Genomic DNA, 13,725 nt, shown 5'->3' on the forward strand with positions numbered 1-13,725 from the left:
ATGTTCCTCAGTGCTTGCCCTGGCCCAGGTAGACGCGCCTGACCTGGTCGTTGTTGCGGATGTCGTCCGGAGAATCCTCGGCCAGCAGCTCGCCGTGGTGCAGCACCACGATCCGGTCGCTGATGCCCATGACCAGCTTCATCTTGTGCTCGACCAGGACCACGCTGCGCGCCTCGACTAGCTGTGAACTGTCAATAGGTTGTATTCGTCCAGGTTGAGTCTGGAGATGGGTACAGCGCGCCCGATGCCTTGGTGGGGTCGATGCCAGTTGTAGTGGTGTAGCCAGGATTTCATGGCATCGGCTCGGTGTTGGGAGTTCTGGTAGGTGTGAGCGTAAGCCCACTCACGCAAGGCCGACTGGATGAAGCGTTCGGCCTTGCCATTGGTCTGTGGGCGGTAAGGTCGGGTAAAGCGGTGCTTGATGCCCAGCTCATGGCACAGCGCGGCGAAGGCGCGGCTGCGAAAGGCCGAGCCATTGTCGGTGAGCAAGCGCTGGATGGTCACGCCCAGGCGCTGGTAGTAGGCCACTGCGTCCTTGAGGAACTGGACGGCGCTGGGGAAGCGCTCGTCGGGGTGGATGTCGGTGAAGGCCACGCGGGCGTGGTCATCGATGGCCACGAAGACGAAGTCCCAGCCGGCCCCCTCAACGGTATCGCGTCGGTTGCCCGTGACCCGGTGGCCAGGGCGCTGGATACGTCCCAGCTTCTTGATGTCGATGTGCAGCAGATCGCCGGGGGCCTGATGCTCGTAGCGCACCACCGGCTCGGCCGGCTCCAGGTCGGCCAGGTGCGACAGACCGGCGCGGGCCAGGACGCGGCTGACGGTGCTGGCTGACACGCCCAGCGCCTGGGCGATGCGCGCTTGGGTCAGCCGCTTGCGGCGCAGCTCCACGATAGCCAGCGCCTTGGCCGGCGCAATCGCTCGGGGCGAGACCGTCGGGCGCGAGGACGCATCGGCCAAGCCCGCCTGGCCCTGAGCCAGGAAGCGGCCCAGCCATTTGCGCACAGTCGGCGCGGTGACCCCATAGGCGCGGGCCGCTTCAGGCACACAAACTTGATGGGCGATCAATTGCTGGACCATTTCGAGTCGACGTAGGAAGGTCAATCGGGCATGCTTATGGGTGTTCATCCGGCCGGGCTCCTTGAGTGAACTGGGGGATCGGCGATTTCCAGTTTCTCAAATCCGGTTCGGATGAACCATGCATACAACCTATTGAATCTTCACACCTAGCGGGCGTTGCCGGCGTAGATGTAATCGCGCCGCCACGGATAGGCCAGGTCCTGGGCCATGTCGAGCTCGTCGGTGCGGCCCGTGGCCGGGGTCGTGACCAGCACCTGGTGCAGGGAAATCCAGCCGTGCTCGAATCCCATCGCGCAGCCGGCCAGGTACAGCCGGTAGGCGCGCAGCGAACGCTCGCCCTGCTCTCCCTGCAGGATGCGCGCGGCCTCGGGCAGGCATGCTTCCGCTCCAGGCCCACAGCGTGCGCGCGTAGTGCGGGCGCAGGTTCTCGTCGTCGACGGCTTCCAGGCCGCCCGCCGTCACCGCCTCCAGCACGCTGCTGATATGCGTGAGCTCGCCGCCCGGGAAGATGTACTTCTCGATGAATTCGCCCATGCCGTTGCCGAGCTCGGCGTTGTAGACGCCGCCCGCGGTAATGCCATGGTTCATGACCAGTCCGCCCGGCTTGACCAGCCGGCGCAGCTTGGCGAAATAGCCCGGCAGCTGGGCGCGCCCGACGTGCTCGAACATGCCCACCGAGGCGATCTTGTCGTACGGCGTGCCTTCGTCCAGCTTGCGGTAGTCGAGCAGCTCCATGCGCACCCGCCCGAACAGGCCTTTTTCCTCGATCAGGCGGTTGACATAGGCATGCTGATTGCGCGATAGCGTGATGCCGGTGGCATCGACGTCGTAGTTCTCGGCCGCCCACAGCAGCAACCCGCCCCAACCCGCGCCGACGTCCAGGAAACGCTCGCCCGGCTGCAGCCGCAGCTTGCGGCAGATATGGTCCAGCTTGGCTTCCTGGGCCTGCGCCAGCGTCATGTCGGGCGTGCGGTAATAGGCGCAGGAATAGACCCGGCGCGGATCCAGCCACAGGGCATAGAAATCGTCCGAGAGGTCGTAGTGGAACTCGATCTGGCGCGCATCGCGCTCGATCGAGTGGCGCCACACCGAGGTGACCTTGCGCACCAGCTCGGTCAGCCAGCCGCCGCGCGCCGCGTCGACCGGCGAACTGGGCAGCAGCGCCGCGGCGGCCGCCATCACATCACGCATGCTGCCCTGGATATCGATGCGGCCCTCGACGTAGTCCTGGCCCAGCACGCCGACGGCGCCCTCGGCCAGGTGGGCCAGCGCGGTCTTGTCCCGCGCCACGAAGCGCACGCGCGCCTCGGGACTGCCCAAGACCGTGCCATCGGGCAGGGTCAATTGCACCGGTATCGGCAACTCCTGGAGCTTGCGTTCCACCACAGACAGCAAAGGATTCACGACTTCCTCTCCCCTGAATATGAACGGACACGCAGACTTTATCGGAAAACAGTTGCAATTCAAACGCAAGCCTGGCCGTGATACAGTGGCCGGCTTGCCTCAGACCATGCAATAACGCTCGCACGGCCCTGTACGCCGTCGCCGCGCACCGCCCCTCCCATGCCCCCGCAAACCATTTCCCGCAGCATGCCGGGCTGGCTCATCCTCATGGGTGCGCTCACCGCCATCGGCCCTTTTTCCATCGACATGTACCTGCCGGCCTTTCCGTCGATCGCCGCCGGCCTGGGCGTCGAACGCGGCGAAGTCGAGCGGACCCTGGCGGCATACCTGATCGGCATGGCCGGGGCGCAGATCATCTATGGCCCGCTGGCCGACCGCTACGGCCGCAAGCTGCCCATGATGGGCGGGCTCATCCTGTACGTGCTGGCCTCGCTGGGCTGTGCGCTGGCCGGCGACATCCAGACCCTGACGGCGTGTCGGGTGGCCCAGGCCCTGGGCGGCGCGGCCGGCGTCGTCATCCCGCGCGCGGTGATCCGCGACCACTACGAGACCCAGGAAGCCGCGCGCGCCATGTCGCTGCTGATGCTGCTCATGGGCCTGGCGCCGATCCTGGCGCCGCTGGCCGGCGCACAATTGCTCGCTTTCGTCGGCTGGCGCAGCCTATTCTGGCTGATGGCCGCCGGCGGCCTGGCGCTGCTGCTGGCCGTGGCGCTGACGATGAAGGAGACGCTGGCTCCCGAGCGCGTGTTGCCGCTGCGGGCAGGCACCATCCTGAGCAATTACCGCGCCCTGCTGGCGCACCGCGGCTTCATGGGCCACAGCCTGGCGGGCGGCATGGGCCAGGCGGGCATGTTCGCCTACATCGTCGGCTCGCCGCGCATTTTCATCGAGCTGTACGGCATAGCGCCCCAGTATTACGGCCTGCTGTTCGGCGCCAACGCGGCCGCGCTGATCGTCGGCTCGCAGATCAGCGCCCGGCTGTTGCGCAAGTCCGCGCCGGCCACCCTGCAGCAGCGCGCCCAGGTCGCGCTGGCGGTGGCCAGCCTGAGCGCCCTGGCCCTGGCCCTGGCCCTGCTCGGGCTGATGAGTCTGCCGCTGCTGATGGCCTGCCTGATGGGCTATATGTTCAGCCAGGGCTTCGTCAACCCCAACTCGGCCGCCCTGGCGCTGGCGGAACAGGGCCGGCGCCTGGGCGCGGCATCGGCCCTGCTGGGTACGCTGCAGCTGTCCTGTGGCGCGCTGGCCGGGCTGATCATCAGCATCTGGCCGGCCGAAAGCGTGCTGCCGCTGGCCGCGGTGCTGGCCGGCTCGGCCTGCCTGTCGTGGCAGTTCGGCCGCATGGCGCGCAGACCTGCTTGATTTTCCTTGGGTTTTCGTAGTAGACTTGTCGTCTTGACTTGAAGTTTCCCGTGCACAACCACTATGCTTTGTGGCCGTGTGCATAATTTGCGTCTCGCAGTGAACACACGCGGGATAGGCAACGGGGTATAAGCACAGGTCCTGAGGTGGCTTACGGCTTGCCGCACGCGTTTCGGTGGTTCAACCCCGCGACGCGGCAGGCACCGATCGGCCATCTCGCGGACCCCATCCAGATACTGGGTGGCAAGGCCGGGGTCCCGCCCCGGGCGCCGAGTCGGCCACAGGCCACGGCGCAGCACCTTGCGGCAAATACCCGGTCACCGATTCCCGACGCGCCGCGGACTAGAACAACCCTGAGAGGTGCATCCATGGCACGCGTATGCCAAGTGACCGGTAAAGGCCCGATGGTGGGCAACAATGTTTCGCACGCGAACAACAAAACCAAGCGCCGCTTCCTGCCCAACCTGCAATCGCGCCGGTTCTGGGTCGAAAGCGAAAACCGCTGGGTGCGCCTGCGCGTGACGGCAAAAGCCATCCGCACGATCGACAAGAACGGCATCGACGCCGTCCTGGCCGACCTGCGTGCCCGCGGCGAAGCGGTCTGAGCAGGGCTACCGCCCCCAGTCCCCTAGACATTAGCCGCCAACACTACACCCCAGGAGCACGACATGGCCAAAGATATCCGCGAAAAGATCAAGCTCGAGTCGACTGCCGGCACGGGCCACTTCTACACGACCACCAAGAACAAGCGCAACATGCCCGAAAAGATGCTGATCAAGAAATTTGATCCCGTCGCTCGCAAGCATGTCGACTACAAAGAGACCAAGCTGAAGTAATTCGGCTTGCGTTGGCATGGCGCGTGCGCGCGCCATGGTGAACGGCCCCGCCAGGGCGGGGCCGTTTTATTTGGCAAGGCCCGCCGCGGCAGGCCCCGGCCCGGCGGGCCGGCTCATTCGGCGCGCTCGGCGCCGGGCTGGTGCGCCGTGCCCGGCGGGCCGCACTCCGTAAAGATGCGCGCCGTACAGCCGCGGCAGATCTCCGGATCCAGCCGCTCGTAGATGGTATGTATGGCGGTCGCCTTGTCGGGGAAGATGTGGTCGGCGCCGAGGCGGTCGATGAAGCCCGAGCGGCGCCAGTCGCGCAGCACCTCGGGGCGCGGCCGGTGGAAATACAGATCGCCGCCGCCCGCCCGCCGCCTGCGCAATTCTTCCTCCCAGACCTGCGCGCCGGCATGGTCGATGAAGTTCATGCTCTTGCTCATCACCAGCAGGTGGCGCTGTCCGGCGCTCGCCCCGGCGCGCAGCGCCTGCAGGCGGTCGGTGACATGCGTGGCCGCGCCGAAATACACCGACCCCTCCATGCGCAGCAGTTTCAGTTGGGGGCATTCCGGCAATTCGCCGGGCTGCCCTTCCAGCACCGCGAAATGGCGCTGCGGATCGGCGGCATCGAAGCCCATCGGGCGCATGGCGGACCGCGCCGTGCGGTACAGGTAGGCAGTCAGCGACAGCAGCGTGCCCAGCAGGATGGCGATCTCCATGCGGATCGTCACGGTGGCCGCCAGCGTCGCCGCGGCGATCAGCGCCTCGCGCGGCGCGATGCGCACCAGCACGCGCCAGCGCGGCAGGTCCAGCAGCGACCAGGCCACCACGATCAGCAGGCCGGCGATGGCCGCGTGCGGAATCAGCGCCAGAACCGGGCTGCTGACCAGCACCAGCAAGACCAGCAGCAAGGCCGCGAACACCGCCGCCATCGGCGTGCGCGCGCCCGCCTCGTAATTCGGCACCGAACGATTGAGCGAACCGCATGACAGGTACGACGAGAACAGTCCGCCCACGACATTGGACAAGCCCTGGCCGATGAACTCGCGGTTGGCGTCTATCAACTGGCCGGAGCGCATCGCGACCGCCTTGGCGATCGAGATGGATTGCGCCAGCGCGACGATGGTCAGCGGCACCGCCACGCCCACCAGATCAGGCAGCACGCTCCATTGCACGGCCGGCACATGAAACGGCGGCCACGGCTGCGCCAGACCGCCAAGCACCGAAATCGGCTGGCCCGCCGCGGTGAACACGCCGGCGTTGAGCGCGGCCGCCAGCAACGTGCCGGCCGCCAGGCCGGCCAGCATGTGCGGCTTGCGGCGATCCCAATGCCGCACCAGCAGCGTCACGATGATGGTCGTCAGCGCGACCACGCTGGCGCCCCAGTGCGCCTCGCCCAGCCGGCTGCCCACTGCCGCCAGGACCGCGCCGGCGGAGTGCGCCTGCACGCCTTCCAGCCCGAGCGCATCCTTGAGCGCATGCACGGCGATCAGCAGCGCCGCCCCGCTGGTGAAGCCGAACAGCGCCGAGGGTGAAATGAAATTGGCCAGCGAGCCCAGCCGCAGCAGGCCGACCGCCAGCTGCATCACCCCGACCAGGATGGTGACCGCCAGCGCCATCTGGATATAACCGGGGCTGCCCGGCAGCGCCAAGGGCGCCAGCACGGCGAACAGCGCCAGCGAGTTGGCGTTGGTCGGGCCGGACAGCACATGCCGGCTGGAGCCGAACAGCGCCGCGACGATACAGGGCACGATGGCCGAATAAAGCCCGTATTCGGGCGGCAGGCCGGCCAGCATGGCGAAGGCCACCCCTTGCGGCAGCACCAGCAGCGCCCCCAGCAAACCCGCCTGCGCATCCGCGCGCAGCGTGCCCAACGTCATGACCGTCAACCCCAAGATCGCGGCCCAGACGCTCAAGGAATTCATCGCCCTGGTCAAGGCCAACCCGGGCAAGTACAGCTATGCCTCGTCGGGCACCGGCAGCATCTCGCACCTGGACGGCGAGCTGTTCAAGTCGCTGACCGGCACCGACATGGTCCACGTGCCCTATCGCGGTTCGGGGCCGGCGCTCAACGACACCATCGCCGGGCAGGTCAACGCGCAGTTCGACAATCTGCCGTCGTCCATCCCGCACATCCAGGCCGGCAAGCTGCGCGCCCTGGCCGTGGCCGCGCCCAAGCGCGTCAGCGCCCTGCCCGACGTGCCGACCTTCGGCGAAGCCGGCTACCTGTGAACTGTCAATAGGTTGTATTCGTCCAGGTTGAGTCTGGAGATGGGTACAGCGCGCCCGATGCCTTGGTGGGGTCGATGCCAGTTGTAGTGGTGTAGCCAGGATTTCATGGCATCGGCTCGGTGTTGGGAGTTCTGGTAGGTGTGAGCGTAAGCCCACTCACGCAAGGCCGACTGGATGAAGCGTTCGGCCTTGCCATTGGTCTGTGGGCGGTAAGGTCGGGTAAAGCGGTGCTTGATGCCCAGCTCATGGCACAGCGCGGCGAAGGCGCGGCTGCGAAAGGCCGAGCCATTGTCGGTGAGCAAGCGCTGGATGGTCACGCCCAGGCGCTGGTAGTAGGCCACTGCGTCCTTGAGGAACTGGACGGCGCTGGGGAAGCGCTCGTCGGGGTGGATGTCGGTGAAGGCCACGCGGGCGTGGTCATCGATGGCCACGAAGACGAAGTCCCAGCCGGCCCCCTCAACGGTATCGCGTCGGTTGCCCGTGACCCGGTGGCCAGGGCGCTGGATACGTCCCAGCTTCTTGATGTCGATGTGCAGCAGATCGCCGGGGGCCTGATGCTCGTAGCGCACCACCGGCTCGGCCGGCTCCAGGTCGGCCAGGTGCGACAGACCGGCGCGGGCCAGGACGCGGCTGACGGTGCTGGCTGACACGCCCAGCGCCTGGGCGATGCGCGCTTGGGTCAGCCGCTTGCGGCGCAGCTCCACGATAGCCAGCGCCTTGGCCGGCGCAATCGCTCGGGGCGAGACCGTCGGGCGCGAGGACGCATCGGCCAAGCCCGCCTGGCCCTGAGCCAGGAAGCGGCCCAGCCATTTGCGCACAGTCGGCGCGGTGACCCCATAGGCGCGGGCCGCTTCAGGCACACAAACTTGATGGGCGATCAATTGCTGGACCATTTCGAGTCGACGTAGGAAGGTCAATCGGGCATGCTTATGGGTGTTCATCCGGCCGGGCTCCTTGAGTGAACTGGGGGATCGGCGATTTCCAGTTTCTCAAATCCGGTTCGGATGAACCATGCATACAACCTATTGAATCTTCACAGCTAGGGAAAACCAGCGTCGGCAAGCATTCGTTGCGCTGAAAACAACAACCTGTACCTCTGCGCGGCGCTGAACGCATGCAGCGGCGCGAGTTTCCGCTATCATCGGGCGCGAGGTGTTGTTCATCGAATATCCGGCGAACACGCTGCCTCCATATCCTCACTACTACGGATTTTGACCATGGCTACCAAAGCAAAAGCGCCTGCCAAGAAAGTCACGAAGACCGCCGCCAAGACTCCTGCCAAGGCTCCCGCCAAGAAGGCTCCCGCCAAACCCGCCGTGAAGAAAACGGCCGCCGCAGTGCGCCCCATCAAGGAAGCGCTGAACAAGTCGCAACTGATCGCCTACCTGGTCGAGAACACCGGCGTGGAAGCCAAGTCGGTCAAGGCCGTGCTGGCTGGCCTGGAAAGCTCGGTGCTCGCCTCGGTCGACAAGAAGGGCGCTGGCGAATTCACCCTGCCCGGCCTGTTCAAGGTCGCCGTGCAGAAGGTTCCCGCCAAGGCCAAGCGCTTCGGCAAGGACCCGTTCACCGGCGAAGAGCGCTGGTTCCCGGCCAAGCCCGCCTCGGTGAAGGTCAAGGTTCGTCCCCTGAAGAAGCTGAAGGACGCCGCGCAGTAAGCGCCTGACGTCTCAGGTCAAACCGCAGAGCCCGCCGCACCGGCGGGCTCTTCGTTTATGCGGCGGCGATTTGACCGGGCCGCTTTTATCTTGATATAAAGATACTTTACGTCAAGACAATAATGAAAGACCACGTCGACCTGGTGCTGTCCCAATGGGCGCACGAACGCCCCGACCTGGACGTCTCGTCCATGGCCGTGCTGGCGCGTATTTTCCGGTTCAATACCGCCGCGCTGCGGCGCATCGAGCCGCTGTTTCGCGCCGCCGGCCTGCACCAGGGACAGTTCGACCTGCTGGCCACGCTGTATCGCGCAGGCGCCCCGCATGCGCTGTCGCCGCAGCAACTGACCGCCGCCCTGCTGCTTTCCTCCGGCGCCATGACGCACCGGCTCGATCAACTCGAACAGGGCGGCCTGATCGCGCGCAGCCCCAACCCGGACGACCGGCGCGGCGTCATTGTCTCGCTCACGCCCGCGGGCCTGCGCACCATCCGGCAGATCCTGGCCGACTACCTGGAGGCGATCGACGCCCTGCTGACGCCCCTGTCGGCCACCGAGCGCCGCCAGCTGGCGGGCCTACTCAAGCGCCTGCTGGCCGAACACGACCGCACGACGCCGGGAGGCATCCCGCAATGAGCCCTGCGCGCGCGCGCCTGACCGCGCCCATCGTCCTGCTGATGTCCGTGGCCACCGGCCTGGCCGTGGCCAGCAACTATTACGCCCAGCCGCTGCTGCATACCATCGGCGCCGAATTCGCCCTCACCACCGCCACGGCCGGCGCCATCGTCACCGTGGCCCAGCTCAGCTATGCCGTGGGCCTGATCCTGCTGGTGCCGCTGGGCGACCTCTACGAGCGGCGCACCCTGATCGCGCTGATGACCGCCCTGTCGGCCGTGGGCCTGCTGCTGTCGGCCTTCTCGCCCGGCATCGGCTGGCTCATGCTGGGCACCGCCGTGACCGGCCTGCTGTCCGTCGTGGCGCAGGTCCTGGTGCCGTTTGCCGCCACCCTGGCCGAACCGCACGAACGCGGCAAAGTGGTCGGGGCCGTCATGAGCGGCCTGCTGCTGGGCATCCTGCTGGCGCGCACCATCGCCGGCGCGCTGGCCGATCTCGGCAGCTGGCGCACCGTCTACTGGGTGGCCGCCATCCTGATGCTGCTGATGTCGATGGCGCTGTGGCGCGTGCTGCCGCGCTCGGTCAACCCGACGAGGCTGAGCTATCCGCGCCTGCTGGCCTCGATCGTCCAGCTTTACGCGCAAGAGCCCTTGCTGCGCGCCCGCTCGGTGCTCGGCGCGCTGCTGTTCGCCGCGTTCAGCATGCTGTGGACGCCGCTGACCTTCCTGCTGTCCGGCCCGAACTACGGCTATTCCAATACCACCATCGGGCTGTTCGGCCTGGCCGGCGCCATCGGCGCCTATGGCGCCAACCGGTTCGGCCGCCTGAACGACCGTGGCCAGGGCAACCGCTCGACGCGCCAGGGCCTGCTGCTGCTGGCCTCCTGGCCGCTGCTGGCCTGGGGCGCCCACCACGTCGCGCCCCTGCTGGCCGGCGTACTGGCCCTGGACCTGGCGATCCAGGCGGTCCATGTCACCAACCAGAGCGCCATCTATCGCCTGCGGCCCGAGGCGCGCAGCCGCCTGACCGCCGGCTACATGACCTCGTATTTCCTGGGCGGCGCGCTGACCTCGCTGGCCGCCCTGCTGTACGGGTGCCTGGCGAGGTCGGCGCGCATCCCGGAAACCACGCCGGCCCCTGCGATCGCCTAGCACCTCCTATAATCGATGGTTTTGACCGCCCGCGCCCTGCCGGGCGCGGTCCGTTACCTATTTTTTCGCACGAGTCCATGCAGGAACGCTACCAACCCAACTCCGTCGAAGCAGCCGCCCAGCAAACCTGGCAGGCCCGCGATGCCTATCTGGTGCACGAGCACGCCAAGAACCCCGACGGGTCGGAAAAACCCAAGTTCTACGCCTGCTCCATGCTGCCCTACCCCAGCGGCAAGCTGCACATGGGACACGTGCGCAACTACACCATCAACGACATGATGGCGCGCCAGCTGCGCATGCGCGGCTACAACGTGCTGATGCCGATGGGCTGGGACGCCTTCGGCATGCCCGCCGAGAACGCCGCCATCAAGTCCAAGGTACCGCCGGCCAAGTGGACCTACGACAACATCGCCTACATGAAGAAGCAGATGAAGGCGATGGGCTTGGCCATCGACTGGTCGCGCGAAATGTGCGCCTGCGACCCGAAGTATTACAAGTGGAACCAGTGGCTGTTCCTGAAGATGCTGGAAAAAGGCATCGCCTACCGCAAGACCCAGGTCGTCAACTGGGATCCGGTCGACCAGACGGTGCTGGCCAACGAACAGGTCATCGACGGGCGCGGCTGGCGCTCGGGCGCCCCGGTCGAAAAGCGCGAGATCCCCGGCTACTACCTGCGCATCACCGATTACGCCGAAGAACTGCTGGACCAGGTGAGCACCAACCTGCCGGGCTGGCCCGAGCGCGTGCGCCTGATGCAGGAGAACTGGATCGGCAAGTCCGAGGGCCTGCGCTTCGCCTTCCCTCACCGCATCGCCGGCGCCGACGGCAAGCTGATCCAGGACGGCAAGCTGTATGTGTTCACCACCCGCGCCGACACCATCATGGGCGTGACGTTCTGCGCGGTAGCGCCCGAGCACCCGCTGGCCACCCATGCCGCGCAGTCCAATCCGGCGCTGGCCGCCTTCGTCGAGCAATGCAAGCTGGGCGGCACCACCGAGGCCGAGATGGCCACGCGCGAAAAGGAAGGCATGCCCACGGGCCTGACCGTCACCCACCCGCTGACCGGCGCGGAAATCGACGTCTGGGTCGGCAACTACGTGCTGATGACCTACGGCGACGGCGCCGTGATGGGCGTGCCGGCGCACGACGAGCGCGATTTCGCCTTCGCGCGCAAGTACGGCCTGCCGATCCGCCAGGTCGTCGCGCTGGAAGGCAAGACCTACTCCACCGACGCCTGGCAGGAATGGTACGGCGACAAGCAGGCCGGCCGCACCGTCAACTCCGGCAAATATGACGGCCTGGCCTACCAGGCCGCCGTGGACGCCATCGCCGCCGACCTGGCGGCCCAGGGCGTGGGCGAGAAACAGACCACCTGGCGCCTGCGCGACTGGGGCATTTCGCGCCAGCGCTACTGGGGCACGCCCATCCCCATCATCCACTGCGCCGATTGCGGCCCGGTGCCCGTGCCCGAGCAGGACCTGCCCGTGGTGCTGCCCGACGACCTCATCCCGGACGGCTCGGGCAACCCGCTGGCCAAGAACGAAGCCTTCCTGTCGTGCTCGTGCCCGCGCTGCGGCAAGCCCGCGCGCCGCGAAACCGACACCATGGACACCTTCGTGGACTCGTCCTGGTACTTCATGCGCTACACGTCGCCGGACAACGACCAGGCCATGGTCGACGCCCGCAACGATTACTGGATGCCGATGGACCAGTACATCGGCGGCATCGAGCACGCGGTGCTGCACCTGCTGTACGCCCGCTTCTGGACCAAGGTCATGCGCGACCTGGGCCTGCTCAACTTCGACGAGCCCTTCACCAAGCTGCTGTGCCAGGGCATGGTGCTGAACCACATTTACTCGCGCAAGACGCCGCAGGGCGGCATCGAATACTTCTGGCCCGAGGAAGTCGACAACGTCTACGACGCCAAGGGCGCCATCGTCGGCGCCAAGCTCCAGCGCGACGGCTCCGAAGTGAATTACGGCGGCGTGGGCACGATGTCCAAGTCCAAGAACAACGGCATCGACCCGCAGTCGCTGATCGACACCCTGGGCGCCGACACGGCGCGGCTGTTCGTCATGTTCGCCAGCCCGCCCGAGCAGACGCTCGAATGGTCCGACTCCGGGGTAGAGGGCGCCAACCGCTTCCTGCGCCGCCTGTGGGCGCTGGGCTACGCGCAGCGCGAGGCGGTCGGCCGCGGCCTGGCCACCGGCGCCGACTGGGCGCAGGCCCCGGCCCCCGTCAAGGAATTGCGCCGCGAGGTCTACGGGCTGCTCAAGCAGGCCGACTACGACTACCAGCGCATCCAGTACAACACGGTCGTGTCGGCCTGCATGAAAATGCTCAACGCCATCGACGACGCGCCCCTGCCCGAAGGCCCCGCCGCCGATGCCGCGCGCGCCGAGACCCTCGGCCTGCTGCTGCGCGTGCTGTACCCCGTGGTGCCGCACATCACCTGGCACCTGTGGCAGGATCTCGGCTACGCCGAGCACCTGGGCGACCTGCTGAACGCGCCCTGGCCGCACGTCGACGAGGCCGCCCTGGTGGCCGACGAGATCGAGCTGATGCTGCAGGTCAACGGCAAGCTGCGCGGCTCGATCCGGGTTGCCGCCAAGGCGCCCAAGGAAGACATCGAGCGCATCGCCGCCGCCCAGGAAGAAGTGGCGCGCTTTCTCGAAGGCCGTCCGCCCAAGCGCGTCATCGTCGTGCCGGGCAAGCTGGTCAACGTCGTAGGCTGACAGAGGTCCACAAGCATGAACTTCGCCGGGCACTTCCTGCATTTTCCCCGCCTGACCTGGCCGCGCGGCATCGCGCTGGCGATGCTCATGCTGCTGGCCGGCTGCGGCTTCACCATGCGCGGCGTCACGCCCCTGCCGTTCGATACGCTGTATGTCGGCATTCCCGACAACACGCGCTTCGGCGCGGACGTGCGGCGCGCGCTGCGCGCCGCCTCGCCGAATACCCGCCAGGTGCCGACCAGCAAGGACGCGCAGGCCATCCTGCAGCAGGTCAACACCGACCGTACGCTGCGCGAGGTTTCGCTCAATGCGCAGGGCCGGGTCGAGGAATACGAACTGGGCATCGACTACACGTTCCGCCTGATCGACGCCAAGGGCAATGCCCTGGTGCCCGACACCACGATGTCGATCTATCGCGAAATGCCGTATGACGACCAGGTCGTGCAGGCCAAGCAGGGCCAGATCGACGCGCTGTACCAGTCGATGGAAAAAGAGCTGGTCAACCGCCTGCTGCGTCGCCTGACGGCCCCCGACGTGCACGAAGCCGCCGCCAGGGCGGCGGCCGGCACGCTGGATCCCGACGCGCCGGTCTACGACCCCAACCAGGCCACGCCCGCCAGCCAGCCGTCGCCTTGGAACACCCCCAACGCCTACCCCGGCATGGACACGCCCTGACG

The 13,725-nt window shown here is 67.0% G+C and carries 12 protein-coding genes and 2 pseudogenes; 9 read left to right on the top strand and 5 right to left on the bottom strand.

Translation table 11 applies throughout. The features are described from left to right. Window positions 1-7: 7 nt before the first annotated feature. The 3 genes and pseudogenes from BN118_RS19550 to BN118_RS11350 all read right to left on the bottom strand — a co-directional run bounded on the left by BN118_RS19550 (window position 8) and on the right by BN118_RS11350 (window position 2,484). A complete protein-coding gene (locus tag BN118_RS19550; protein WP_414734096.1) occupies window positions 8-163 on the bottom strand; it encodes an ABC transporter ATP-binding protein C-terminal domain-containing protein in 156 nt (51 codons plus the stop codon). A 14-nt stretch (window positions 164-177) separates the two neighbouring features. After that, window positions 178-1,128: an IS481-like element IS481 family transposase gene (locus BN118_RS11345; protein WP_005012067.1), complete on the bottom strand. Its 951-nt coding sequence runs from the start codon at window positions 1,126-1,128 to the stop codon at window positions 178-180. Window positions 1,129-1,226: 98 nt separating this feature from the next. After that, window positions 1,227-2,484 (bottom strand): annotated as a pseudogene (locus BN118_RS11350) (class I SAM-dependent methyltransferase). A gap of 159 nt (window positions 2,485-2,643) precedes the next feature. Between BN118_RS11350 and BN118_RS11355 the strand changes: the two are divergent. The 3 genes from BN118_RS11355 to rpmG all read left to right on the top strand — a co-directional run bounded on the left by BN118_RS11355 (window position 2,644) and on the right by rpmG (window position 4,679). Beyond that, window positions 2,644-3,843 (top strand): multidrug effflux MFS transporter, encoded by a 1,200-nt coding sequence (locus tag BN118_RS11355; RefSeq protein ID WP_014905849.1) that lies wholly within the window; start codon window positions 2,644-2,646, stop codon window positions 3,841-3,843. Between the two features lie 368 nt (window positions 3,844-4,211). Then, window positions 4,212-4,448, top strand: coding sequence for a 50S ribosomal protein L28 (gene rpmB, locus BN118_RS11360; RefSeq protein WP_003810297.1), 237 nt, complete (start codon window positions 4,212-4,214; stop codon window positions 4,446-4,448). A 63-nt stretch (window positions 4,449-4,511) separates the two neighbouring features. After that, on the top strand, window positions 4,512-4,679 hold the full coding sequence (rpmG, locus tag BN118_RS11365) for a 50S ribosomal protein L33 (protein WP_010930711.1): 168 nt from the start codon (window positions 4,512-4,514) through the stop codon (window positions 4,677-4,679). A 113-nt stretch (window positions 4,680-4,792) separates the two neighbouring features. Here rpmG and BN118_RS11370 read toward each other — a convergent pair whose 3' ends face one another. After that, on the bottom strand, window positions 4,793-6,586 hold the full coding sequence (locus BN118_RS11370) for a SulP family inorganic anion transporter (protein WP_014905850.1): 1,794 nt from the start codon (window positions 6,584-6,586) through the stop codon (window positions 4,793-4,795). Between BN118_RS11370 and BN118_RS11375 the strand changes: the two are divergent. After that, window positions 6,525-6,884 (top strand): annotated as a pseudogene (locus BN118_RS11375) (tripartite tricarboxylate transporter substrate-binding protein); the annotation flags it as partial. The gene BN118_RS11370 and the pseudogene BN118_RS11375 sit on opposite strands and share 62 nt — an antisense overlap. Here the strand turns inward: BN118_RS11375 and BN118_RS11380 are convergent. Then, a complete protein-coding gene (locus BN118_RS11380; protein WP_010930208.1) occupies window positions 6,884-7,834 on the bottom strand; it encodes an IS481-like element IS481 family transposase in 951 nt (316 codons plus the stop codon). The pseudogene BN118_RS11375 and the gene BN118_RS11380 overlap by 1 nt on opposite strands. A 276-nt stretch (window positions 7,835-8,110) precedes the next feature. Here BN118_RS11380 and BN118_RS11385 point away from each other — a divergent pair, with 276 nt between their 5' ends. The 5 genes from BN118_RS11385 to BN118_RS11405 all read left to right on the top strand — a co-directional run bounded on the left by BN118_RS11385 (window position 8,111) and on the right by BN118_RS11405 (window position 13,723). Next, window positions 8,111-8,548 (top strand): HU family DNA-binding protein, encoded by a 438-nt coding sequence (locus BN118_RS11385; protein ID WP_019247822.1) that lies wholly within the window; start codon window positions 8,111-8,113, stop codon window positions 8,546-8,548. A gap of 122 nt (window positions 8,549-8,670) precedes the next feature. Then, on the top strand, window positions 8,671-9,183 hold the full coding sequence (locus BN118_RS11390; protein WP_003810260.1) for a MarR family winged helix-turn-helix transcriptional regulator: 513 nt from the start codon (window positions 8,671-8,673) through the stop codon (window positions 9,181-9,183). Further along, the gene (locus BN118_RS11395; RefSeq protein WP_014905851.1) at window positions 9,180-10,313 is read left to right on the top strand and encodes an MFS transporter; all 1,134 of its coding nucleotides are present in this window, start codon (window positions 9,180-9,182) and stop codon (window positions 10,311-10,313) included. Before BN118_RS11390 ends, BN118_RS11395 begins: the two co-directional genes overlap by 4 nt. 77 nt (window positions 10,314-10,390) lie before the next feature. Beyond that, window positions 10,391-13,048, top strand: a complete 2,658-nt coding sequence (gene leuS, locus BN118_RS11400; protein WP_014905852.1) for a leucine--tRNA ligase — start codon at window positions 10,391-10,393, stop codon at window positions 13,046-13,048. 15 nt (window positions 13,049-13,063) lie between these two features. Next, entirely contained in the window at window positions 13,064-13,723 is a 660-nt protein-coding gene (locus BN118_RS11405) for an LPS-assembly lipoprotein LptE (protein WP_003810254.1), read from the top strand. The last annotated feature ends 2 nt before the right edge of the window (window positions 13,724-13,725 follow it).

This window comes from Bordetella pertussis 18323, from assembly GCF_000306945.1.
GTDB lineage: Bacteria > Pseudomonadota > Gammaproteobacteria > Burkholderiales > Burkholderiaceae_B > Bordetella > Bordetella pertussis.